We start from the raw sequence: 22,302 nt of genomic DNA, 5'->3' as shown, positions 1-22,302 counted from the left end.
GCCCCCCGCCTGCGGCGCGGGCCCCGCCCGCGCAACCTCGTTCAGTCCGCGAACGGATCGGTCACGAGGATCGTGTCCTCCCGCTCGGGCGAGGTCGACAGCAGCGCCACCGGGCACTCGATCAGTTCCTCGACCCGGCGGACGTACTTGATCGCGGCGGCGGGCAGGTCCGCCCAGCTCCGCGCGCCCTCGGTGGACTCGCTCCAGCCCTCCATCTCCTCGTAGACCGGAACGCAGCGCGCCTGCCGGTCCGAGGCGGTCGGCAGATAGTCCAGCCGTTCGCCGTCCAGCTCGTAGCCCACGCAGATCTTCAGCGTCTCGAACCCGTCCAGGACATCGAGCTTGGTCAGGGCGATGCCGTTCACGCCCGACACCGTGCAGGTCTGCCGCACCAGCGCCGCGTCGAACCAGCCGCAGCGGCGCTTGCGCCCCGTCACGGTGCCGAACTCGTGCCCCCGCTGGCCCAGCCGTTCGCCGGTCTCGTCGGTCAGTTCGGTCGGGAACGGCCCCTCGCCCACGCGGGTGGTGTAGGCCTTGACGATCCCCAGGACGAAGTCGATGGAACCTGGCCCGACTCCCGACCCGGTGGCCGCCTGTCCGGCGATCACGTTCGACGAGGTGACGAAGGGATAGGTGCCGAAGTCGATGTCCAGCAGCGAGCCCTGCGCGCCTTCGAACAGGATCCGCTTGCCCGCCTTCCGCTTCTCGGTCAGCACCTTCCAGACCGGCGCGGCATATTCGAGGATCTGCGGCGCGATCGCGTTCAGCGCGGCGATCAGCCCGTCGCGGTCGATCGGCTCCAGCCCCAGCCCGTTGCGCAGCGCGTTGTGATGCACCAGCGCGCGGTCCACCCGCAACGCCAGCGTCGCGGCGTCTGCCAGGTCGGCGACGCGGATCGCCCGGCGGCCGACCTTGTCCTCGTAGGCCGGACCGATGCCGCGCCCCGTGGTGCCGATCTTGGCGACCGAATTCTGCGACTCGCGCGCGCGGTCCAGTTCACCGTGGAACGGCAGGATCAGCGGCGTGTTCTCGGCAATCATCAGCGTCTCGGGGGAAATCTCGACCCCCTGTTCGCGGATCTTGGCGATCTCGTTCACCAGGTGCCAGGGATCCAGCACCACACCGTTGCCGATGACCGACAGCTTGCCGCCCCGGACCACGCCCGAGGGCAGCGCGTTAAGCTTGAACACCTCGCCGTCGATGACCAGCGTATGGCCCGCATTATGCCCGCCCTGAAAGCGGCAGATGACATCCGCCCGCTCGCTCAGCCAGTCGACGATCTTGCCCTTGCCCTCGTCGCCCCACTGTGCGCCGACGACCACCACATTGGCCATGGTAAGCTCCTACCTTCAGGAAAACCCGCCCCCTCATACATAAGCCCCCCTGCGGGCGAAACCGGAATCTCGCCCTCCCCACCGGATTGATCCGCCCCTGCCACCGCCTTGAGGCTGGACACCGCGGCGCCGGTCGGGTCACAGTCGGCGGGCAGGATAATTTCGAGTGGTCACATGGGTTTCTTTCTTCGCTGGCTCGCCGCCTTTCTCTTGCTGGCCGCGACGTTCAACCCCGGCAGGTACAATTACATCGGCTGGACGCGCGAAACATGGCCGGAACAGATGCCCCTGATCCTGTTCCTCGGCCTGCTGCTGCTGACCGGCTACATCATCTTCCTGCGCGCCACGCTGCGGTCCATCGGGATCTTCGGGATGGCCCTTATCCTCGCATTGGCCGGGTCGCTGGGCTGGGTGCTCGTGGACAACGGCCTGCTGTCGCTGGAAAACCCCACGCTGAACACGTGGCTCGCGCTGTTGGCGCTCTCGCTGGTGCTGGGGATCGGACTGTCGTGGTCGCTGGTGCGCCGGCGCCTGTCCGGGCAGGCGGATGTGGACGACATTGACGATGAATGATCCCACACCCTGGCCGCCCGGCGTCGCCCGCCCGGCGCAGCGGGCGCTCTCTGCGGCGGGGATCACCGGGCTGTCCGATCTGTCCGGCCGGAGCCGGGCCTCGCTCGCAGCCATGCACGGCATGGGCCCCCGCGCGCTGAAGGCGCTGGAAGATGCGCTGACCGAGGCCGGCCTGCCGCCCCTCGCCGACTGACGCCCCGCGCCCCGGATCCGGGGTTGCAGGCGGGGACACTCTGCCATAGATAGCGCCGATACCGCCGCGCCGGGGCATCGGTCATTTGCACCGCTGTAATACCGACGCGAAACCGACGTGACACCGACAGGCCGCTTGAATGGAAAACGTTGTCCTCATCATCCACCTGATCCTCGCCCTCGGGCTGATCGGCGTGGTCCTTATCCAGCGGTCCGAAGGCGGCGGTCTGGGCATGGGCGGCGGCGGTGCGACCTCGGGCCGCGCAGCAGCGACCGCGCTTGGCAAGGTCACCTGGGTCCTTGCGGGAGCGTTCATCTGCACCTCGATCCTGCTGACGGTCATCGCGGCGGAGAAAAGCGCCGGGTCCTCGGTGCTCGACCGGCTGACGCCCGGCGCATCCGCGCCTGCGGACGACACCACGCCGTCGATCCCCGGTGATGGCGGCAGCCTGACCCCCCCGCCGTCCGGCGGCGAAGGCGGCCTGACGCCGAGCGCGGACTGATACACCACTATTTGAGGGCGGGTTTTCCGCCCCAACATCATGTTGCGGTCGTCTTGCGCGGCCGGGGCGAATCTGTTAGCTCTTAAATCCCGTGACATGCGGTCTATCCGACCCGCATTCCTTACCGGATTTCCCCGACCGTTCCGGGGCCGGACAGCAGAAATCGCGCTGACTACACGGGAGCTTTCGGGCCATGGCCAGGTTCATTTTCATCACGGGCGGTGTCGTTTCATCGCTCGGCAAGGGTCTCGCCTCGGCCGCGCTCGGGGCGCTGCTGCAGGCGCGGGGCTTCACGGTCCGGCTGCGCAAGCTTGACCCCTACCTGAACGTCGATCCCGGCACGATGAGCCCCTTCGAACACGGCGAGGTTTTCGTCACCGACGACGGCGCGGAGACCGACCTCGACCTCGGCCACTACGAACGCTTCACCGGCGTCTCGGCCCGCAAGACCGACAGCATCAGCTCGGGCCGCATCTATCAGAACGTGCTAGATAAGGAGCGTCGTGGCGACTACCTGGGCAAGACGATCCAGGTGATCCCGCACGTCACCAACGAGATCAAGGACTTCATCTCGATCGGCGAGGACGAGGTCGACTTCATGCTCTGCGAAATCGGCGGCACCGTCGGCGATATCGAGGGCCTGCCCTTCTTCGAGGCGATCCGCCAGTTCAGCCAGGACAAGCCGCGCGGCCAGTGCATCTTCATGCACCTGACCCTGCTGCCGTGGCTCGCCGCCTCCGGCGAGCTGAAGACCAAGCCGACCCAGCACTCGGTCAAGGAGCTCCGCTCCATCGGCCTGCAGCCGGACATCCTCGTCTGCCGCTCCGAACAGCCGATCCCGGAAAAGGAACGCGCCAAGATCGCGCTGTTCTGCAACGTCCGCCCCGACGCCGTGATCCCCGCCTACGACCTCAAGTCGATCTACGAGGCCCCGCTGGCCTATCACGAGCAGGGCCTCGACCAGGCCGTCCTCGACGCCTTCCAGATCAGCCCCGCGCCGCGCCCGGACCTCAGCCGCTGGCAGGACGTCTCGGACCGCATCCACAATACGGACGGCGAGGTGAACGTGGCGGTCGTGGGCAAGTACACGCAGCTGGAAGACGCCTACAAGTCGATCAAGGAGGCGCTGGTCCACGGCGGCATGGCCAACCGGATCCGCGTCAACGTCGAATGGGTCGACGCCGAGGTCTTCGACAGCACCGATGCCGCGCCTTACCTTGAAGGCTACCACGCGATCCTCGTCCCCGGCGGCTTCGGCGAACGCGGGACCGAGGGCAAGATCAAGGCGGCCCAGTTCGCCCGCGAGCGCAAAATCCCCTACCTCGGAATCTGCCTCGGCATGCAGATGGCGGTGATCGAGGCGGCGCGGAACCTCGCCGGGCTCACCACGGCCGGGTCCGAGGAATTCGACCACGAAAAGGGCGAAAAGCGGTTCGAGCCGGTGGTCTACCACCTGAAGGAATGGGTGCAGGGCAATCACGCGGTCCAGCGCAAGGTGGACGACGACAAGGGCGGCACGATGCGCCTTGGCGCCTATACCGCCAGCCTGACCGAAGGGTCGAAGGTCGCGCAGGTCTATCACGCCACGACGATCGAGGAACGCCACCGCCACCGCTACGAGGTGGACGTTAAGTATCGCAAGAAGCTCGAGGACTGCGGCCTGCGCTTCTCGGGGATGTCACCGGACGGCCGCCTGCCCGAGATCGTCGAGGTCAAGGATCACCCGTGGTTCATCGGCGTCCAGTTCCACCCGGAACTGAAGTCCAAGCCCTTCGATCCGCATCCGCTGTTCGCGGACTTCGTCCGCGCCGCACGGGACGTGTCCCGACTGGTCTGACGCCCGTCAGGGGTGGTTGGCCTGGTTGTCCCCGCGATCCTGCGGGAGCCGGTCGCCGAGCGCCTCGCGCAGGGCCTCGTTTTCGTCTTCCAGCACCTCGACCCTGTCGCCGAGCTCGTTCACGGCCCGGCGCAATCCCCTGATCTCGGCAGCCAGTTCGCCGCGATCGGCGCGCATGGCCCGCATCTCGGTGGCAAGGATCGAGATCTGCCGCTCAAGCGCACTCGCCCGCATCAGCGCGTCGCGCGCGCATTGCGCGGGATCGAAACAGGCCTGGGCCGAAACCGGCGCCGCAAGCAGGGTCAGGGCGGCGGCGAATGAAAGGGTGCGCATGACGGTCTCCTTCGTGGCAATGTCGGGCTCATCATAGCGCGATCCGCACGGGACACCCGTCACTTCGTCATCATTTCACAGGGAGCCGGACATGACACCGACCGAGAACAAGGCCCTGATGCGCCGGATATTCGCCGGACTGGCCGAAGGGGACGGCACGCTGTTCGTGCAGCACCTGGCCGAGGATGCGACCATGACCGTCACCGGCCGTTATTCGTGGTCGCGCACCTTTCACGGCAAGGCGTCCATCCTGCGCGACCTCTATGGCCACGTGCGCTCGGTGACCTCCGGCACGAACAGGACGGTGCCCTCGCGCTTTCTGGCGGACGAGGACTGGGTCGTGGTCGAAGCCGAGGGCCGGATGACCGCCGCCGACGGCATGCCTTACGAGAACAACTACTGCCTGATGTATCGCCTTCGCGACGGCATGATCGTCGAGGCGCGGGAATATCAGGACAGCGCGCTGTGCGAGCGGGTGCTGGGGCCGTTTCCGCACAAAGACTGACCATCGGGCGGAACACTTTCGTGATTGGCCTGCCCCGCGACAATGCCTATGTAGACCGCATGTTTGCAGATTTCCTCGCCCGCCTGACCGCGCCGAACCCGTCCGCCGTGACGGAGATCGACGCCCGTCTGGCCCTGACCGCGCTGCTCGTCCGTGTGGCACGCAGCGACGGCACCTATGACGGCTCCGAGAAGGCCCGGATCCTCAAGCTGATCGAACAACGCTACGGCCTGACCGGAGAGGACGCGCTGGCCCTGCGCGCGCAGGCCGAGACGCTGGAGGCCGAAGCGCCGGATACCGTGCGCTTCACCCGCGCGATCAAGGATGCGGTCCCGCTCGAGGAGCGGATCGGCGTGATCGAGGCGCTGTGGTCCGTGGTCATGGACGACGGGTCGCGGCATCAGGACGAAGACGCGCTGATGCGGCTGGTCGCCAACCTGCTGGGCATCGGCGATGCGGAGAGCAACGCCGCGCGCCTGCGGGTCAGCCGCGGATGAGCGCACCCTTCGCGTCCCTGCCGATGTATGACCGGGCCGAGCATCGCGCCTCCACCGACCGGTTCTGGTCCCTGATCCGCGACACCCTGCGCGATGCGGGCATCGCCGCGCCGGACGCGCTGCGCCGGGACGAGGCGCCGCTGCTCGATCACTGGCTGTCGCCCGATCTGGTGCTGTCGCAGACCTGCGGCCTGCCCTACCGCGCACGCCTGCATGGCAAGGTTCAATTGCTGGCCTGCCCGGACATGGACCTGCCGGGTTGCCCGCCGGGCTACTACAACTCGGTCTTCGTGGTGCGGCAGGACGAAACCCGCACCGATCCGCAGGACTGGGCGGCCCTGCGGCTGGTGTTCAACGACACGTTGTCGCAATCCGGCTGGGCCGCGCCGCTGAACCACGCCGCACGCATCGGCGCGCGGTTCGGTCAGATGGAGGCGACCGGCGGGCACGTCATCTCGGCCCGCATGGTGGCCGAGGGCACGGCGGATATCGCCTGTGTCGACGCCAACACCTGGCGGCTGATCCAGCGCTACGATGCCCATGCCGTCATGCTGCGCGAAATCGGACGGACCGCGCCAACCCCCGGCATGCCGCTGATCACCGCGCTCGGCCAGGATGGTGATGCGATCCTCGCCGCGGTCGAGGCGGCGCTTGCCGACCTGCCCGAAACCGACCGGGCCGCGCTCTGCATCAACGGGCTCGCCCGGATACCCGCCGCCGATTTCCTCGCCGTACCGACGCCCAGAACCGGCGACGCCGCCTGACAGCGCGGCATCGCGTGGCGTCACGCGGCCGCGCGGGTGCCGCCACCGTTGCAATCCGTCGCGATCCGCGCCCTACTGGCGCGAAGCCTGACCAACGGACCCGCCTGCACGTGACCTCACCCGCCCCCGTCATCGAAATCCGCGATCTCCACAAATCCTACGGCGCGCTCGAGGTGCTGAAAGGCGTCGACCTGCTGGCCCGGCAGGGCGAGGTCGTGTCGCTGATCGGATCGTCCGGTTCGGGCAAGTCCACCCTCCTGCGCTGCGCCAACCTGCTCGAGGACAGCCAGGCGGGCGAGATCCTGTTCAAGGGCGAAGCGGTGAAATGGCGCGGCGAGCACATGGCACGGCATCCCGGCGATCCCAAGCAGGTGCTGCGCATCCGGACGAACCTGTCGATGGTGTTCCAGCAGTTCAACCTGTGGTCTCACATGACGATCCTGCAGAACGTGATGGAAGCGCCCCTCACCGTTCTGGGCCGCGACCGGGCCGAGGTCGAGGAGCGCGCGCGCGCCTACCTGGCCAAGGTCGGCATCGCGGACAAGGCCGACGCATGGCCCGCGCAACTATCCGGCGGCCAGCAGCAGCGCGCGGCGATCGCCCGCGCGCTCTGCATGGAGCCCGAGGCGCTGCTGTTCGACGAACCGACATCCGCGCTCGACCCGGAGCTGGAACAGGAAGTGGTCAAGGTCATTAAGGACCTCGCCGCCGAAGGGCGCACGATGCTGCTGGTGACCCACGACATGCGGCTGGCGGCGGACGTGTCCGATCAGGTGGTGTTCCTGCATCAGGGCAGGATCATCGAGGAAGGCCCGCCGCAGCAGCTGTTCGGCAATCCCCAGACGGAACGGCTGCGCGGCTTCCTGTCGGCGACGCAGTCCGCCTGACCGTCGCCCGGAACTGCCTCATGACGCGCCGTCAGGCGCTGTCCCGCCGAAGATTTGGGCACAATCCCCTTGTCTCAGCGCGATTCCATGCCAAGGCTGTCCCATCATGAGCGGCCGGTCAGGCCGCCGACCAACCGGGAGACTACCGATGAAATCCATCATCCTTTCCACCGTATTTGCCGTGGCCGCCGGTGCCGCGCTGGCCGCGAGCCATTCGCAGACCGTCCGTCTGGGGACCGAGGGCGCCTATCCTCCGTTCAACTTCATCGACGACAACGGCCAGGTCTCGGGCTTCGAGCGCGAAGTGGGCGACGAGCTCTGCGCGCGGGCCGAACTGACCTGCGAATGGGTCACCAACGACTGGGATTCGATCATCCCGAACCTCGTCAGCGGCAACTACGATGTCATCATCGCGGGCATGTCGATCACCGACGAACGCGACCAGGTCATCGACTTCACCCAGAACTACTTCCCGCCCGCCTCGTCGGCCTATGTCGCGATGGCCCCGGACGTCGACCTTGAAGGCGGCGTCGTCGCCGCACAGACCGCCACGATCCAGGCCGGCCACGTGGCCGAAACCGGCGCGACGCTGGTCGAATTCGCGACGCCCGAGGAAACCATCGCCGCAGTCCGCAACGGCGAGGCCGACGCGGTTTTCGCCGACAAGGACTACCTCAAGCCGTTCGTCGAGGAATCCAACGGCGAGCTGATGTTCGTCGGCGAGGACGTTCAGCTTGGCGGCGGCGTCGGCCTCGGCCTGCGCGAGAGCGACACCGAGCTGAAGGAAAAGCTGGATGCCGCGATCACCTCGATGAAGGAAGACGGCTCGCTCAACGAACTGCTCAAGAAGTGGTTCGGCGAGGACACCGCGACCTACTGACATGACACGGACCGGGGCCCGCGCGGCCCCGGTTCCCGTTTCCGATGTTCGAATTCTGCTCCGATCCCAAATCGCTCGAAGGTCTGCGCTGGTTCGCCTGTTACTTCACGACGGGCAAACACCTGCTGTTCTACCAGAGCTTCCTCGTCGTCATCGCCCTGATGCTGGTCACGGTGCCCTGTGCGCTGGCCATGGGGTTTGCGGGCGCGCTGGCGGCCCGGTCGCATGTCGCGCCGCTGCGCTGGATCGGCAAGGGTTACAGCGCGCTGGCACGCGGCGTGCCCGACATCGCCTTCTTCCTCTTCGTGCCGCTCGCCCTCGATCAGGGGCTGGAGTGGCTGCGACACAAGACGAAATGCCCCGACTGGGACCTGCCGGTCCGGCAGGGCAACGACTTCGTCGTCTGCGCGCAGGCCAAGCTGCCGCTGTCCTCGGCTCCGCAATGGCAGCATGAGCTTTACGGCGTGTCCCTCGCCGTCATCGCCTTTGCCTTCGTCTTCGGCGCCTTCGCGGCTTTCGTGTTGTCCGGCGCGATGAACGCTGTGCCTAAAGCGCAGCTGGAAACCGGCGAGGCCTACGGCATGACACGCCGCCAGATCACATGGCGAATCCTGATCCCGCAGATGTGGGTCTATGCCCTGCCCGGCCTGTCGAACCTGTGGATGATCCTCATCAAGGCCACGCCGCTGCTGTTCATCCTCGGGGTCGAGGACATCGTCTATTGGGCGCGCGAGATGGGGGGCACCAAGACGCAGGCCTATGACTATCCGCATGGCGACTGGCGGCTGTGGTATTTCCTCGGGCTGCTGGTCTTCTACCTGAGCCTGACCAAGGTCTCCGAAGTTTTCCTCGCCCGCCTGTCCCGCCGCCTGTCCCACGGGCAGGCCACCATGGCAGGCGAAGAGATGAGGCGCGCGGCATGAGTTGCGTCGAGACCATCCAGAACTATGCCTTCCGCTCGATCGGCATCGGTGAGCGGCTGCTGCCCAAGGCGGACTTCACCCTCTGCGACCATTTCGTGCTGATCGGGTCGGGCCTGATCTGGAACGTCTACTTCGCAGTTCTGGCCCTGTGCTCGGGCTTTTTCTTCGCAACCGCCGTCGCGCTGGCCCGCAATTCCCGCCTTGCGATCCTGCGCAAGCCCGCGCAGTGGTTCATCTTCGTCTTCCGCGGCTCGCCGCTCTTCATCCAGTTCTTCATCGCCTACGAGGCGCTGACCCTGCTGCCCCGGAACGGGCTGGAGATCGACCTGTGGTTCGCCCAGTTCACGGCCGAAACCCGCTGGCTGACACGGGCATGGGCGGGCGCGCTGATCGTGCTGTTCCTGAACACCTCGGCCTATTCGGCGGAAATCTTCTATGGCGCCCTGCGGTCCGTCCCCAAGGGCGATCTGGAGGCGGCGGATGCCTACGGCTTCACCGGCTGGATGAAGTTCCGAAAGATCATATGGCCCACCATGCTGCGCCTCGCGTGGCCCGCCTATACGAACGAAGCGATATTCCTGACCCATGCCACGACGCTGGTCTTCTTCTCGTCCTTCCCGGCATGGCAGCAGAAGGGCGACGCGCTCTATTACGCGAGCTACCTTGCCGACAAGACGTTCAACCCCTTCATCCCCTACCCGATCCTCGCCTTCTACTTCGTGCTGCTGTCGCTGGGGATCATCGGTCTGTTCGGCCTCGCCTACCGGCGGCTGAACCGGCACCTGCCCGGCACCGCAGGGGGCCGGCTGAGACCGCGCCCGTTCATGGTGCGCTGACAACCAGCGCGCGATTTTCCTGCTCCATTAAGACTTCGTTAAGACGTATTAACCTATCCTCACGCCGACTGATGCGGGCCGGTTCAGCCGGGGCAAGTGCCCTTGCCAACCGACCTGCGAACGACAGCGGGAGGCCGGGACTTGGCCGACGATTCCGAGCTGCCCTGGATCGTGGGCATAGCCGCCTCGGCGGGCGGTCTTGAGGCCATCAGCGCCTTCGTGCGCGACCTGCCGCCACGCACCGGCGCCTGTTACGTCATCGCGCAGCACCTGTCGCCCTCGCACAAGAGCCTGATGTCCACGCTGGTCGCGCGGGAGACCGAACTGCCCGTCCGGGAACTGCAGGATGGAGACGCGCCCGAGCCCGACACTATCTACATCACGCCGCCCAGCCGGGATGTCATCCTGTCCGACGGCGCCCTGCGACTGGTCGACCCTGCGGGCGGGCCCGGCACGCCGAAACCCTCGGTCGACCGGTTGTTCTACAGCCTTGCCGACGAGGGCGGGGAAAAATGCATCGCCATCGTGCTGTCCGGCACGGGATCGGATGGCAGTTACGGCGTGCAGGCGGTGCGCGAGGCCGGCGGGATCACCATCGCGCAGGATCAGGCCACCGCGAAATACGACGGCATGCCCGCCTCGGCGGTGGAAACCGGCTGCATCGACCTCGTACTGACGCCAGAACAGATCTCGGAACACATCACCGAGATCATGGCCAGTCCGCGCGACCTGACCCTGTTCAAGCGGGCGGAGGAGAAAGACGCGGAATCCCGCGAACTGATGCAGATCCTGCTGGCCCGCACACAGGTCGATTTCCGCGAATACAAGGACACCACCATCCAGCGCCGCATCAAGCGGCGGATGACCGCGCTGCGGATCACCGCGTTCGACCAGTATATCGCCCATTGCCGCACCAACAGCAAAGAGGTGGATGCCCTGTTCCGGGACCTGCTGATCTCGGTCACCCGGTTCTTTCGCGACCCCGGCCAGTTCGAACGGCTCGGCATGGAGATCCGCCAGATCATCGAGGCCCGCGACGAAGGCGAGCCGCTGCGCATCTGGGTCGCCGGCTGCGCCACGGGCGAAGAGGTCTATACCATCGCCATGCTGATCGTCGAAGCCTGCGGCGGCCCCGGCCAGATCGACGCCCGGATGATCCAGATCTTTGCCACGGACATCGACGAAAACGCCCTGCGGATCGGGCGGCGCGGGGTCTATCCACTGGCGGCGGCGAACGACATTCCGGCGGAACTGATCGACCGCTATTTCGAAAGGGACGACCACAAGGTCGCGGTCAAGGCGGTGCTGAAGCAGCTGATCCTGTTCTCGCAGCACAACATCTTTCAGGATCCGCCCTTCATCAACATCGACCTCGTGTCGATGCGCAACCTGCTGATCTATTTCAATCCGAGCCTGCAGGAAAAGGTGCTGAACCGTCTGCACTATGCCCTGCGACCGCGCGGGGTGCTGTTCCTCGGCAGTTCCGAAACCATCGGCCAACTGCACGCCGATTTCGAAATCCTGTCGGACAGCAACCGCCTGTTCCGCAAGCGCACCATCGCCCGCCGCGACATGGCTTCGCGCGTGCGGGATTTCCAGACGCCCGCACCCCGCTGGCTGGGTTCCGCGCGCGGCACCCGTCCGAAACGTGAAGCGCCGCCGGACATCCATATGGAGATGTTCGAAGGCCTCGCACGCTCGCTGGGGCCCAACTCGGTTCTGGTGACCGGGGCGAACAACATCATCCGCGTCTTCGGCAACCTGTCCGACTTCATCGAACTTGGCGAGGAAACGCGGCTGGACCTGTCCCTGTCGCTGCTGAAATCGCCGCTGCGCGAAGAGGCGCCGAGCCTGTGCACCGTCGCCACGAAACGCGGCGAGAGACGCCGGGGCGCGCGGCACGAGATGCCCGGCCCGGACCGCACCCATGTTCAGCTCGAAGCCTATCCGCTGCGGCTGCCGAGCGACAAGGAAACCTACACCCTGCTGGCCATCCAGCAGCTCAGTTTCGACCCGCGCGAACTGGAGGGCGAAGCCAAGGACTACGAGGTTCACCAGTTGCGCCAGCTCGAGGCCGATGTGGCCTCGACCCGCGAGGCGTTGCAGCAGACCATCGAGGAGTTGCAGACGGCGAACGAGGAACAGCAGTCGCTGAACGAGGAACTGCAGAGCTCCAACGAGGATCTGCAGGCCACCAACGAGGAACTCGAGACCTCGAACGAGGAACTGCAGAGCTCCAACGAAGAGCTGCTGACAGTGAACGAGGAATTGCAGATCAACACGACGGAACTGGAAGGCGTGCGGCGCGATCTGGAATCGATCCTGCATTCCGCCCCGATCGCGATCCTGGTTGTCGACAGCGCGTTGCAGATCCTGCACAGCTCGGCCCAGGCCCGGCGCCGGTTCGACATCGCCGACGGTCTGGACAACATGCACATCTCGCAATGCAGTGTGCCGCCGGGCTATCCCTCCCTGCTGCGCATCGCGTCGAATTCCATGCAGACCCGCGAACCGCAGGAGGAGACCTTCGTCTCGGGCAGCAAGCTGGTCCAGATCAGGGCCGAACCCTATTTCAGCGAAACGCGGGACATCCGCGGCGTCACGCTGATCGCGACCGAGACCGAATCCGACGAACTCATGATCAAGATGGACATGGTCGAGGAGATGGCCGAGATCGCGCACTGGCGGCTCGACATCCAGTCGAACCAGCTTTCATGGTCGGACAGCATGTATGACGTGCACGGGCGGTCCCGCCAGAAGGGTGCGCCGGATTTCGACACCTGGCTGGGCTGTTTCTCGCCGCAGAACTCGCGCGAGTTCCAGACGGCGATCGAACGCACGATGGCCACCGGCGCCCCGTTCAACCTACGTCTTTACCTGCAGCGCGAAGACGGCACCCATGCCACGGTAGAGGCGCGGGGCGCGCGTCTGAGCGAACAGGAAGGGCGCCCGCGCTGCATCGTCGGGGTCTGCCGCGACATCAACAGCCTGACACGGACCGAGATGCTTCTGGACCAGTTCGACCGGGCGCAGAAGGCGCTCGGCGTCGGGTTCTATTCGCATGACGCCGTGAACTGCGAGACGTTTTTCAGCCGCAACCTCTGCGATCTGCTGTCACCTGATGAGGGACGGACGCTGCAGACCCTGCTCGGCCAGTTCGATCCGCTCGACAGGGACAGGATCGGACAGGCGATCGGGGCGGCCACCTCCGAAGGACTGCCGTTCGAGGAACCCACGGTGATGCTGGACGGAACGGACCGAAGGCATCCCTGCATCCTGACGGGGCAGGTCCGCCGGGACATGAACTCCCGGATCACGCATGTCTTTGGATTGCTGATGATCCGGCAGGCAGAATGTCTGGTGTCATGAGCGCTGCGCACGCCCCGCGACCCGCCGCCGCCGGGAGGACCCCGGCCCGGTCTCCTGTCGGCCCGCCGACCGTCGCGAAAGAGTGTGCTGCCGCATGACGCCCGACGATTCCACAGCCCGTGCGATCACAGTCCTTCTGGTCGAAGACGACGAGATCGACCAGCGCCAGTGCCGCCGGGCCCTGACCCGGTCAGGCCGCATTCGCGCCTGTATCGAGGTCACGCAATGCGCCGAAGCGCGCTTTATCCTGACCTCGCCGGCGGCGGCGGCAGTCGACCTCGTCCTTCTCGATCTCAACCTGCCGGACGGCGAAGGACTGCAACTGCTCGACAGCCTGGCCTCGGAATCGTGGGACGCGCCGCCCGTCTGCCTGATGCTGTCGCAGGCGCCGACCGCCGACATGCAGCGCCGGATCTCGGCTTCGGGGATGGTCTGGGACTGCCTGTCGAAACCCATGAGCCCCGCCGATGCGGCACGTCTGATCGACCGCCTGCCCCCTGCCGCATCCCGCAGGGACAGTGGCACCGGCGCCTAGGTCAGGGCCACGCATCGCCGCGCCGGGTCCGGATCTGCAAACTCCGGGTCTCTGTCGTGCGGCAAGTCCCGACCATGTTGCCTTTGCCGCAAGCGCACCATGCCGCGCCATCCTCGGTCCAGCCCGGCCCGGACCGGCCCGTCAATCGGGCAGACGCGGCTGCATGATCATTGCCTCGACCTCCTGCAGCAGTTCGGCCCGTTCTTCTGGCCCAATGCTTGAGCCTTGCAGGCGCATCATGCGCAGAAGCCGCAAGCCACGCGCCAGTTCGCCGGACGGGGTCGACAGGGCGGCAATCGCCGATCCGGCGTCCGGACGCAGCGGGATGACCGGGGCCGCCGGGCGCAGGATACGGGCCAGAGACTGGCGCAGCGTCACCGGTGACAGGTCGTCCTTGTGCAGGAAGACGCTGCGCGCCCGCGCGTCAATGCGCGGGCCGATATCCGGACAGTCCTCTCCGGACAGGATGACCACGGCGACGTCTCCCGCTGCGCCAAGCGCGACATCCGCGCCGTCTCCGTCCGGCAGGATGCGGTCGGCAAAGATCATGTCCGGCGCGTGCCCGTCCAGCCATCGCCGGGCATCGCCGGCGGTCGCGCATTCCGCGACCCTAAGGTCTGGGCAGGCATCCGCGAGGGCATGACAGATCAGGTAGCGGTCGATGACGCTGTCATCAATGACGAGCGCGGACATGGAGCCCTGTCCGGGAATCGGACGGGTCGAGACGGTGGCGAGCGAAGCGGCGTGCATGGCAATCCTCCGATGAATGGACGCGGCAGGCGTCAATGGCGGGTTCTGCGAAAGACAAAGCCGACATCCTCGCCCTGGAGGTAACGGCCCCAATCGGTTTCGCCGCCTTCTCCGTCCAGCAAGCCGATGGACTGCAACGCGACCTTCAGGTCCTGCAGCCGGGGAACGGCCCCGTGACGCGACAATTCTTCCCGCAGAATGGACCTAATGGCGTCCATCATGCCGCCAGTCGGCGAGAGGTCAGGTTGCGCCGCACGACCGGGCCACGGGCGATGCGCAGTTGCGGCCTGCATGATCACCGATCGCAGACGGTCGCGGTCGATCCTGTCCTTGTCGATGAAATCGAGACATCCGGCCTGCATGGCGGCCACCGCCACGTCGACCTCGGCGTGTCCCGAAACCATGACGACCGGGGCATCGGCATTGGCAACGCTGCGACGCAGCAGGTCGCAGGCGACCAGACCGTCGCCACGCGGCAGGTAGTAGTCGACAAATATCAGGTCGTAGCGCTGATCGCCGATATGGTCGGAATACTGGTCGAAATCCGAAACCGTCGTGACCGCCGCAGGCAGGCCCGTGCGCAGACAGTTCTGCTCGATCAGGACGGCGTCAATCTCGGAATCGTCGAATACGAGGATGCGCATGTCGTCGCCGTCGCGAAGGGACAGGTGGCCCCGCTCAGGCAGGCCCCTGCCGGTCATGGAGGCATTGGAAGGCAATGGCATGGCGGCACCCCTTGTTGGTCGATGACAGTCACCTGAACGGCACGTGACGGACGCTATCCCTCCAACCGTAACCCACTGCTTAACGGGTGCTGCGAGTTGCACTGCATTTTACCGAGCCGGATCGCCGCAGTTTGCGGCCTCTTAACCTGTTTCAGACAGGCTGATCCGGCAGCAGCATCGGGGCAGACGCATGGGCATTGGTGTGAAGGACAGCGAGGCAGCCGCTTGCATCGATGATGCCGAGGGGCGGTTCGAACAGATGCTCTACCACATGACACACGACATCCGCGCCAGCCTGCGCGCTCTGCGTGTCATCCCCGACTGGATCGAGGAGGATCTGGCCGCACAATCGCCGCCGGAGGTGATCATGGATCACCTTTCGCTGCTGCGCGGGCAGGTGCAGCGTGCGGACCGGATGATGCGCGACCTGACCGAATACAGCCGCGTCGGCCGTGTCGGTGGCCCGGCCTGCACCATCGACACCAAAGATGCGCTGTGCCGGGCCTGGACAGACGTCGGTCCGCCGCCCGGTTTCACGCTGCAGGCCGATGGCCCCCTGCCCGCGATCACGGCCCCGCCGGACGATGTCCATCGCATGTTCCGTGCACTTCTGGACAATGCCGTGCGTCATCATGATCAAACCACGGGTCTGATCCGCATAGAGGGCGCGTCGGACCAGGGAGGCGTGACCTTTTCTCTGTCCGACGACGGGCCTGGTATCGCCCCCGACATGCGCGACCGCGCCATGCAGCTGATGACCACCCTGCGACCGCGCAGCGAATGCGACTCCAGCGGCGTCGGCCTCGCCCTGGCCTGCAAGGTGGTCGAGCGCTCCGGCGGCACATTGTGCCTGTCCGGCGCGCCGCCGCCCGCGACCCGCGGGCTGTGCGTGACCTTCTCGATGCCTGCCGCACCGCCCTGAGCAGCCTGATGTTCCGCCTGCATCAGCCGCGCGACATTCTCCCGCTTCCCGCTTGGCGCATCCAGCCGCTGCCCCTATAAGGCGCCGGTCAGCACCGGAGGCGCAGATGCGCAAAGCAGAAATCACCCGCAAGACGGCCGAGACCGATATCACGGTCACGCTCGATCTGGACGGCACCGGACGGTATGACAACCGCACCGGCATCGGCTTTTTCGACCACATGCTGGACCAGCTGGCCCGGCACTCGCTGATCGACATGTCCGTCCGCTGCGATGGCGACACGCACATCGACGACCATCACTCGGTCGAGGACACCGGCATCGCCATCGGCCAGGCCCTGACCAAGGCGCTTGGCGACAAGCGCGGGATCCGCCGCTACGGTGCCTGCCTGCTGCCGATGGACGATGCCCTGGTGCGCACCGCGCTCGACCTCTCCGGCCGACCGTTCCTGGTCTGGAACCTCGACTTGCCGACCCCCAAGATCGGCAGTTTCGACACGGAACTGGTGCGCGAGTTCTTTCAGGCCCTGTCCACCCACGGCGGCATCACGCTGCATGTCGACATGCTGCACGGGATCAATTCGCACCACATCGCCGAAGCGGCCTTCAAATCCGTCGCCCGCGCCCTACGCGAGGCGGTCGAAACCGACCCGCGCAAATCCGACGCGATCCCCTCGACCAAGGGCGCCCTCTGACCGCGCGAAACGCGCGCCCGCCGGACGCCCCTTGACCCCGCGACCGTTTCGCGCGACCCCCTGCCCGGAGATCAGCGAGAGACCGGACCGATGCTCACCGTCCTTATCGACTACGAAAGCGGCAACCTGCATTCCGCCGCCAAGGCCTTCCAGCGCATGGCCGGCGAGACGGGCGGCGGCGACGTCATCGTGTCGGACCGGGCCGAGGACGTGGCGCGGGCCGACCGCATCGTCCTGCCCGGCGACGGCGCCTTTCCGGCCTGCGCCCGCGCCTTGAAAGGCCGTGAGAACCTGTTCGGCGCGCTGCGCGAAGCGGTCGAGCAGAAGGGCCGCCCGTTTCTCGGCATCTGCGTCGGAATGCAGCTGATGGCCCGCATCGGGCACGAATACGAAGAGACCGAGGGCCTCGGCTGGATCGACGGCGAGGTCGACAGGATCAAACCGGCAGATCCCACGTTCAAGGTCCCGCACATGGGCTGGAACGACCTCGTGATCGACCGCCCGCACCCGGTTCTGGCGGGGATCGAAACCGGCCAGCACGCCTATTTCGTGCATTCCTACCAGATGCACGTGACAGCAAAGGACCAGCTTCTGGCCCATGCCGACTATGCCGGACCGGTCACGGCCATCGTCGGCCGCGACACCATGGTCGGCACCCAGTTCCACCCGGAAAAGAGCCAGGCGACCGGCCTGCGGCTGATCGCCAACTTCCTGACGTGGCGGCCCTGAGCCTTACCTGACCCGCGACCAGGTCCCGCCGTCGCGGCAGATCATCAGGACACAGCCCTGCACCGTCAGGCGATCGCCGCTCAGCTGCATCTTGGAATTGTAGGTCTTGTCGCGATCCGGCGACCAGACCTTGCCGCCGTCATAGGCGCCGCTGCCCTTCGCCTTCATGTCCCAGACGATGCGCTTGCCGTTGTTCGGCGAATTCAGCGGCTTGCCCGCGGAATCGAAGCTCTTGGCCAGCACGCCGCAGAACGCATCCCCGCAAGGCGCCATCTGCACGTGGCCAAAGTTGCCGTTGTCGTCGGGAATCGTCTTCCACGTCCCGACCACGGGGTCCGCCGCCCAGACCGCCCCCGCCATAAAGGTCATCGCCACCGTTGCACCGAATGTCCTGAACATGCCGCCTGCCTCCTCCTGACTCGACTGTGCCGACCCTGCCCCGGCGCGGGTTGCGGAACAAGTCACATTGCAAAATCCCCTGACGTCATGCAAAACCCGCGCGCATCCGGCCAAAGCGAGCGCGTCCATGATCCTCTATCCCGCCATCGACCTGAAAGACGGCAAGGCCGTGCGACTGCTGCGGGGCGAGATGGAAAAGGCCACGGTCTTCAACGACGACCCGGCCGCACAGGCGCGGGACTTCGTGGCGGCGGGCTGCCAATGGCTGCACCTCGTGGACCTCAACGGCGCTTTCGCGGGCCAGCCGGTGAACGCGGCGGCGGTCGAAGCGATCCTGTCCCAGACGCAGGTGCCTGCGCAGCTCGGCGGCGGCATCCGGGACATGGCGACGATCGGGGCCTGGCTGGACAAGGGTCTCGCCCGTGTGATCCTCGGCACCGTGGCGGTCGAGAACCCGGCGCTGGTGCGCGAGGCGGCGCGCGCCTTTCCCGGAAAGGTGGCGGTCGGCATCGACGCCCGGAACGGCAAGGTCGCGACCAAGGGCTGGGCCGAGGAAACCAACGTGGACGCCACCGATCTCGCCCGCAGCTTCGAGGATGCCGGGGTCGCGGCGATCATCTATACCGACATCAACCGCGACGGCGCGATGCAGGGCCCGAACGTCGAGGCGACGGCGGACCTCGCCCGCGCGGTGTCGATTCCGGTGATCGCCTCCGGTGGCGTGTCCTCGCTCGCCGACCTCATCGCGCTGCGTGACTGTGGCGTCGCGCTGGACGGCGCGATCTCGGGCCGAGCGCTCTATGACGGGGCGCTCGATCTGGGCGAAGCGCTCCGAACGCTGGCCGCATGACATGAAGCGCATCGTCTATGCCATCCTGATCCTCGGCATAGCGATCTGCTTCCTGCCCCTCGCCGGTGTCATCTATTCGACCAGCTTCGCGGACAAGCACGGCTGCACGCTGCACGAAGGCTTCCCCAACCCCTGCATCGTCGATGGTGTCGATCACGGGGAACAGCTCTATACCTTCTTCGTATCCGGCTGGTTCATGTTGATGACCTTGCCGATCGCCCTTTTGCTCGGCCTGATCCTGCTGATCATGATCATCGTCGACCTCGTGCGCCGGCGTCGCCGCCGCAGGGGCTGATCCGCATTGCCCCGCAGGGCGCGGGCGACTAGAACGCGGGCGACCGCAGCCCGAGGAGCCACATGCTCAAGACCCGCATCATCCCTTGCCTCGACGTGGCCGATGGCCGCGTGGTCAAGGGCGTCAATTTCGTCGACCTGCGCGATGCCGGCGATCCGGTGGACGCCGCCCGCGCCTATGACGCGGCGGGGGCGGACGAGATCTGCTTCCTCGACATCCACGCCACGCACGAGAACCGGGGCACCATGTTCGACGTGGTCACCCGCACCGCCGAAAGCTGCTACGTCCCGCTGACGGTCGGCGGCGGCGTCAGGACGCGCGAGGACGTGCGCGCGCTGCTGCTGGCCGGGGCCGACAAGGTCAGCTTCAACTCCGCCGCGCTCGCCAATCCGGACGTGGTGGCCGAGGCCGCCGACCACTTCGGCAGCCAGTGCATCGTGGTGGCCATCGACGCCAAGACCGTGAGCCCCGGCAAGTGGGAATGCTTCACCCATGGCGGGCGCAAGCCGACCGGAGTCGACGCGGTCGAGTTCGCGAAACTGGTCGCAGCCAAGGGCGCCGGGGAGATCCTGCTGACTTCGATGGATCGCGACGGCACGAAGAGCGGTTTCAACATCCCGCTGACCCGCGCCATCGCCGATGCCGTGGACATCCCGGTCATCGCTTCCGGCGGCGTCGGCACGCTGGACCACCTCGTCGAGGGCGTGACCGAGGGCCATGCTTCCGCCGTCCTCGCCGCCTCGATCTTCCATTTCGGCGAATACACAATCGCCGAGGCCAAGGCCCACATGGCCGCCGCCGGTATCCCGATGAGGCTGACATGAGCACCCTGCACGACCTCGCCGCGACCATCGCCGCCCGCGCCTCCGCCGATCCGGAAAGTTCCTGGACGGCCAAGCTGCTGGCCAAGGGCCCCGAGAAATGCGCCGAGAAATTCGGTGAGGAGGCCGTCGAGGCGATCATCGAGGCGGTCAAGGGCGACCGCGAAAAGCTGACAGCCGAGGCGGCCGATGTCCTCTACCACCTGCTGGTGATGCTGACCGCACGCGGCGTGACGCTGGCCGATGTCGAAGCGGAACTCACCCGCCGCGAAGGCACCTCGGGCATCGCCGAAAAGGCCTCCCGCGCGCCCTGATCCAGCTTCATCTTGCCAAAAATATGCCGGGGGTCCGGGGGCAGAGCCCCCGTGGCGCTACAGACGCGACGACACCACGCCGGTGTTGAACCCGCCCATTCTCAACTCGCCGAACAGGCGCTGATATTCGATCTTGGGACAACGGTTCATGATGACGTCGATGCCCCGCGCCTCGGCCATGCGCGCCGCGTCGTGGTTCACGACGCCGATCTGCATCCATACCGTCTTGAGCTCCGGCAGCTTTTCCAGCGCCTCTTCCACGATCGGCAGGACATGCTCGGAGCGGCGGAAGATGTCGATCATGTCGACCGGTTCGTCGATATCGTCCAGCCCCGCGCGGACGGTCTGGCCGAACAGGGTCTTACCCGCGTGACCCGGATTGACCGGGATGACCTTGTAGCCCTTCAGGTTCAGGTACCGGGCGACGTAATAGCTGGGGCGGGTTTCTTCCATCGAGACGCCGATCACCGCGATCACGCGGGTCCGTTTCATCACGCCGCTCAGGAAGCTGTCTGTGTAATGCTCGCTCATGCCGCCAGACTACGCCAGCCGCGGGCGGCGACAAGCGGATTCGCAACGGTCGCAGCCGGACGAGAGGAGCACAAAAAAGAGCGCCCGGCATAACCGGGCGCAGTCACGGAACGAGGGACAGTGAAATGAAGCACCGGGGTTCCGGCCCGACGCTTCCTGAAACACATAGGTACCGCAGCCATGCTAAGAAGGGCATGTAATAAGAATGTGAACGGCAGGTTTCCGCGCGTCACGTCCCCGCGCGCGAGGCGTAGAGCGCCACCGCCGCCGCATTCGACACGTTGAGCGAGCCGAAGCCCCCCGCCGCCGGAATGCGCACCAGCGCATCGCAGGTGTCGCGCGTCTTGTCGCGCAGGCCCGGCCCTTCGGCGCCCATCACCAGCGCAACCGCGCGATCCCGCTTGCCCTCCAGCGCCGTGCCGATATCCGTCTCGACCTCGCCGTCGAGGCCGAGGACGAGGTAGCCCATGGCCTTCAGCTCTTCCATCGTGTCGGCGAGATTTCGGACCCGCAGGTAGGGCTGCCGTTCCAGCGCGCCGCTGGCGGTCTTGGCCAGCGCCCCTGTCTCGGGCGCCGCGTGATGGCGCATCCCGATCACCGCCAGTGCGCCGAACACCTCGGCCGAGCGCAGGATCGCGCCCACGTTATGCGGATCGGTCACCCGGTCCAGCAGCACCACGCGCGGTGGTGTCTTGCCGTCGCCGAGGCACCGGTCCGCCACGCTGCCCCAGTCCAGCGGTTTCACCTCGAGCGCCGCGCCCTGATGCACCGATCCGGGGTCGAGCGGGGCCGAGAAACTGCGCGCGTCGGCGATCTCGGGTTCGATCCTGCCGGTCGCCACCGCCTCGCCCAGCCGGTCCAGCGCGTTGCGCGTCACGATCAGGCGCAGCTTTTCGCGCGCGGGGTTCTCCAGCGCGTCGCGCACCGCATGGATGCCGAACAGCCAGACCGTTTCGGCAGAGGCCGCCTTTTTCGAGCGCTCCTTCTCGACCACCCACTTCGGTTTCTTCATCGCCGCCTCGCACACAGGACCCCCTGTCTGTGTCACCCGCGGGGCGCTGGCGCAAGGGGTATGCGGACGCCCGATTTTCCTGTTGACCCTGTCGGGGGCCGCAAGTATTCACCCGCTCACGACACGCGACGGGGCCCGCCCCGCGCCTGTCAGGGCGACGAGCTGCAAGGTGCGGCAGCGGACTGTAACTCCGCCGGGGAGACCCATGCCTGGTTCGATTCCAGGGTCGCCCACCACTCCCCCCAATCGCATTTGACCCGGATCGCGCGACACCCGTCGTCTGTCGATTGCC

27 protein-coding genes and 1 tRNA gene are annotated in these 22,302 nt (G+C 66.5%); 21 read left to right on the top strand and 7 right to left on the bottom strand.

Annotated features, from left to right (window positions below; all coding sequences use genetic code 11):
- Window positions 1-41: 41 nt before the first annotated feature.
- Window positions 42-1,334: an adenylosuccinate synthase gene (locus ATO6_RS12040; RefSeq protein WP_088624265.1), complete on the bottom strand. Its 1,293-nt coding sequence runs from the start codon at window positions 1,332-1,334 to the stop codon at window positions 42-44.
- A gap of 174 nt (window positions 1,335-1,508) precedes the next feature.
- Between ATO6_RS12040 and ATO6_RS12035 the strand changes: the two genes are divergently transcribed.
- From ATO6_RS12035 to ATO6_RS12020, 4 genes are all read left to right on the top strand, one after another.
- On the top strand, window positions 1,509-1,907 hold the full coding sequence (locus tag ATO6_RS12035) for a DUF6524 family protein (RefSeq protein WP_088624264.1): 399 nt from the start codon (window positions 1,509-1,511) through the stop codon (window positions 1,905-1,907).
- Window positions 1,900-2,100 (top strand): hypothetical protein, encoded by a 201-nt coding sequence (locus ATO6_RS12030; RefSeq protein ID WP_088624263.1) that lies wholly within the window; start codon window positions 1,900-1,902, stop codon window positions 2,098-2,100. The genes ATO6_RS12035 and ATO6_RS12030 overlap by 8 nt, the downstream gene beginning before the upstream one ends.
- Before the next feature lie 139 nt (window positions 2,101-2,239).
- Window positions 2,240-2,602, top strand: a complete 363-nt coding sequence (gene secG / locus ATO6_RS12025; RefSeq protein ID WP_088624262.1) for a preprotein translocase subunit SecG — start codon at window positions 2,240-2,242, stop codon at window positions 2,600-2,602.
- A gap of 193 nt (window positions 2,603-2,795) precedes the next feature.
- Window positions 2,796-4,439, top strand: coding sequence for a CTP synthase (locus ATO6_RS12020; protein ID WP_088624261.1), 1,644 nt, complete (start codon window positions 2,796-2,798; stop codon window positions 4,437-4,439).
- Between the two features lie 6 nt (window positions 4,440-4,445).
- On the opposite strand, the gene ATO6_RS12015 is transcribed toward ATO6_RS12020, so the two are convergent.
- Complete coding sequence (locus ATO6_RS12015) at window positions 4,446-4,772, bottom strand: hypothetical protein (protein WP_141101979.1); 327 nt, start codon at window positions 4,770-4,772, stop codon at window positions 4,446-4,448.
- A gap of 91 nt (window positions 4,773-4,863) precedes the next feature.
- Between ATO6_RS12015 and ATO6_RS12010 the strand changes: the two genes are divergently transcribed.
- The 9 genes from ATO6_RS12010 to ATO6_RS11970 all read left to right on the top strand — a co-directional run bounded on the left by ATO6_RS12010 (window position 4,864) and on the right by ATO6_RS11970 (window position 13,968).
- The gene (locus ATO6_RS12010) at window positions 4,864-5,277 is read left to right on the top strand and encodes a nuclear transport factor 2 family protein (protein ID WP_088624259.1); all 414 of its coding nucleotides are present in this window, start codon (window positions 4,864-4,866) and stop codon (window positions 5,275-5,277) included.
- Between the two features lie 59 nt (window positions 5,278-5,336).
- A complete protein-coding gene (locus tag ATO6_RS12005; protein ID WP_088624533.1) occupies window positions 5,337-5,774 on the top strand; it encodes a TerB family tellurite resistance protein in 438 nt (145 codons plus the stop codon).
- On the top strand, window positions 5,771-6,538 hold the full coding sequence (locus ATO6_RS12000; RefSeq protein WP_088624258.1) for a phosphate/phosphite/phosphonate ABC transporter substrate-binding protein: 768 nt from the start codon (window positions 5,771-5,773) through the stop codon (window positions 6,536-6,538). The genes ATO6_RS12005 and ATO6_RS12000 overlap by 4 nt, the downstream gene beginning before the upstream one ends.
- Before the next feature lie 110 nt (window positions 6,539-6,648).
- Window positions 6,649-7,425 carry an ABC transporter ATP-binding protein gene (locus ATO6_RS11995; RefSeq protein ID WP_088624257.1) on the top strand — a complete coding sequence of 259 codons (777 nt, stop codon included), beginning with the start codon at window positions 6,649-6,651 and terminating at the stop codon, window positions 7,423-7,425.
- Between the two features lie 148 nt (window positions 7,426-7,573).
- Window positions 7,574-8,305 (top strand): transporter substrate-binding domain-containing protein, encoded by a 732-nt coding sequence (locus tag ATO6_RS11990; protein WP_088624256.1) that lies wholly within the window; start codon window positions 7,574-7,576, stop codon window positions 8,303-8,305.
- Between the two features lie 44 nt (window positions 8,306-8,349).
- On the top strand, window positions 8,350-9,228 hold the full coding sequence (locus tag ATO6_RS11985; protein WP_088624255.1) for an ABC transporter permease: 879 nt from the start codon (window positions 8,350-8,352) through the stop codon (window positions 9,226-9,228).
- On the top strand, window positions 9,225-10,064 hold the full coding sequence (locus tag ATO6_RS11980) for an ABC transporter permease (RefSeq protein WP_088624254.1): 840 nt from the start codon (window positions 9,225-9,227) through the stop codon (window positions 10,062-10,064). The genes ATO6_RS11985 and ATO6_RS11980 overlap by 4 nt, the downstream gene beginning before the upstream one ends.
- Before the next feature lie 141 nt (window positions 10,065-10,205).
- The gene (locus ATO6_RS11975) at window positions 10,206-13,433 is read left to right on the top strand and encodes a chemotaxis protein CheB (protein ID WP_176440908.1); all 3,228 of its coding nucleotides are present in this window, start codon (window positions 10,206-10,208) and stop codon (window positions 13,431-13,433) included.
- 94 nt (window positions 13,434-13,527) lie between these two features.
- The gene (locus ATO6_RS11970; protein WP_088624252.1) at window positions 13,528-13,968 is read left to right on the top strand and encodes a response regulator; all 441 of its coding nucleotides are present in this window, start codon (window positions 13,528-13,530) and stop codon (window positions 13,966-13,968) included.
- 141 nt (window positions 13,969-14,109) lie between these two features.
- Here the strand turns inward: ATO6_RS11970 and ATO6_RS11965 are convergent, their stop codons facing one another.
- Both ATO6_RS11965 and ATO6_RS11960 read right to left on the bottom strand, forming a co-directional pair.
- On the bottom strand, window positions 14,110-14,718 hold the full coding sequence (locus ATO6_RS11965; protein ID WP_088624251.1) for a response regulator: 609 nt from the start codon (window positions 14,716-14,718) through the stop codon (window positions 14,110-14,112).
- Window positions 14,719-14,750: 32 nt separating this feature from the next.
- Window positions 14,751-15,443 carry a response regulator gene (locus tag ATO6_RS11960; protein WP_088624250.1) on the bottom strand — a complete coding sequence of 231 codons (693 nt, stop codon included), beginning with the start codon at window positions 15,441-15,443 and terminating at the stop codon, window positions 14,751-14,753.
- Between the two features lie 190 nt (window positions 15,444-15,633).
- Here ATO6_RS11960 and ATO6_RS11955 point away from each other — a divergent pair, with 190 nt between their 5' ends.
- The 3 genes from ATO6_RS11955 to hisH all read left to right on the top strand — a co-directional run bounded on the left by ATO6_RS11955 (window position 15,634) and on the right by hisH (window position 17,788).
- Window positions 15,634-16,365: an ATP-binding protein gene (locus ATO6_RS11955; protein ID WP_088624249.1), complete on the top strand. Its 732-nt coding sequence runs from the start codon at window positions 15,634-15,636 to the stop codon at window positions 16,363-16,365.
- Window positions 16,366-16,471: 106 nt separating this feature from the next.
- Complete coding sequence (gene hisB / locus ATO6_RS11950) at window positions 16,472-17,059, top strand: imidazoleglycerol-phosphate dehydratase HisB (RefSeq protein ID WP_088624248.1); 588 nt, start codon at window positions 16,472-16,474, stop codon at window positions 17,057-17,059.
- Between the two features lie 90 nt (window positions 17,060-17,149).
- The gene (hisH, locus tag ATO6_RS11945) at window positions 17,150-17,788 is read left to right on the top strand and encodes an imidazole glycerol phosphate synthase subunit HisH (protein ID WP_088624247.1); all 639 of its coding nucleotides are present in this window, start codon (window positions 17,150-17,152) and stop codon (window positions 17,786-17,788) included.
- A gap of 3 nt (window positions 17,789-17,791) precedes the next feature.
- Here hisH and ATO6_RS11940 read toward each other — a convergent pair whose 3' ends face one another.
- The gene (locus ATO6_RS11940; RefSeq protein WP_176440907.1) at window positions 17,792-18,187 is read right to left on the bottom strand and encodes a DUF2147 domain-containing protein; all 396 of its coding nucleotides are present in this window, start codon (window positions 18,185-18,187) and stop codon (window positions 17,792-17,794) included.
- A gap of 127 nt (window positions 18,188-18,314) precedes the next feature.
- Between ATO6_RS11940 and hisA the strand changes: the two genes are divergently transcribed.
- From hisA to ATO6_RS11920, 4 genes are all read left to right on the top strand, one after another.
- Window positions 18,315-19,037 carry a 1-(5-phosphoribosyl)-5-[(5-phosphoribosylamino)methylideneamino]imidazole-4-carboxamide isomerase gene (hisA, locus tag ATO6_RS11935; RefSeq protein ID WP_088624246.1) on the top strand — a complete coding sequence of 241 codons (723 nt, stop codon included), beginning with the start codon at window positions 18,315-18,317 and terminating at the stop codon, window positions 19,035-19,037.
- Window positions 18,988-19,332, top strand: coding sequence for a hypothetical protein (locus tag ATO6_RS11930; protein ID WP_141101978.1), 345 nt, complete (start codon window positions 18,988-18,990; stop codon window positions 19,330-19,332). The genes hisA and ATO6_RS11930 overlap by 50 nt, the downstream gene beginning before the upstream one ends.
- Window positions 19,333-19,394: 62 nt before the next feature.
- Window positions 19,395-20,156, top strand: a complete 762-nt coding sequence (gene hisF / locus ATO6_RS11925; protein ID WP_088624244.1) for an imidazole glycerol phosphate synthase subunit HisF — start codon at window positions 19,395-19,397, stop codon at window positions 20,154-20,156.
- A complete protein-coding gene (locus ATO6_RS11920) occupies window positions 20,153-20,467 on the top strand; it encodes a phosphoribosyl-ATP diphosphatase (RefSeq protein ID WP_088624243.1) in 315 nt (104 codons plus the stop codon). Before hisF ends, ATO6_RS11920 begins: the two co-directional genes overlap by 4 nt.
- A 57-nt stretch (window positions 20,468-20,524) precedes the next feature.
- On the opposite strand, the gene ATO6_RS11915 is transcribed toward ATO6_RS11920, so the two are convergent.
- Together ATO6_RS11915 and rlmB are read right to left on the bottom strand one after the other, a co-directional pair.
- Window positions 20,525-20,998 carry a CoA-binding protein gene (locus tag ATO6_RS11915; RefSeq protein WP_088624242.1) on the bottom strand — a complete coding sequence of 158 codons (474 nt, stop codon included), beginning with the start codon at window positions 20,996-20,998 and terminating at the stop codon, window positions 20,525-20,527.
- A 229-nt stretch (window positions 20,999-21,227) separates the two neighbouring features.
- Window positions 21,228-22,010, bottom strand: a complete 783-nt coding sequence (rlmB, locus tag ATO6_RS11910; protein WP_088624531.1) for a 23S rRNA (guanosine(2251)-2'-O)-methyltransferase RlmB — start codon at window positions 22,008-22,010, stop codon at window positions 21,228-21,230.
- A gap of 152 nt (window positions 22,011-22,162) precedes the next feature.
- Between rlmB and ATO6_RS25065 the strand changes: the two genes are divergently transcribed.
- A tRNA-Tyr gene (locus tag ATO6_RS25065) sits at window positions 22,163-22,246 on the top strand.
- Window positions 22,247-22,302: the final 56 nt, after the last annotated feature.

The sequence above is a fragment of the Oceanicola sp. 22II-s10i genome, assembly GCF_002210105.1.
Classification (GTDB): Bacteria; Pseudomonadota; Alphaproteobacteria; order Rhodobacterales; family Rhodobacteraceae; genus Pseudooceanicola.
The sequence above is the reverse complement of the archived record's forward strand: the minus strand, read 5'-3'. Positions and strand labels throughout refer to the sequence as shown.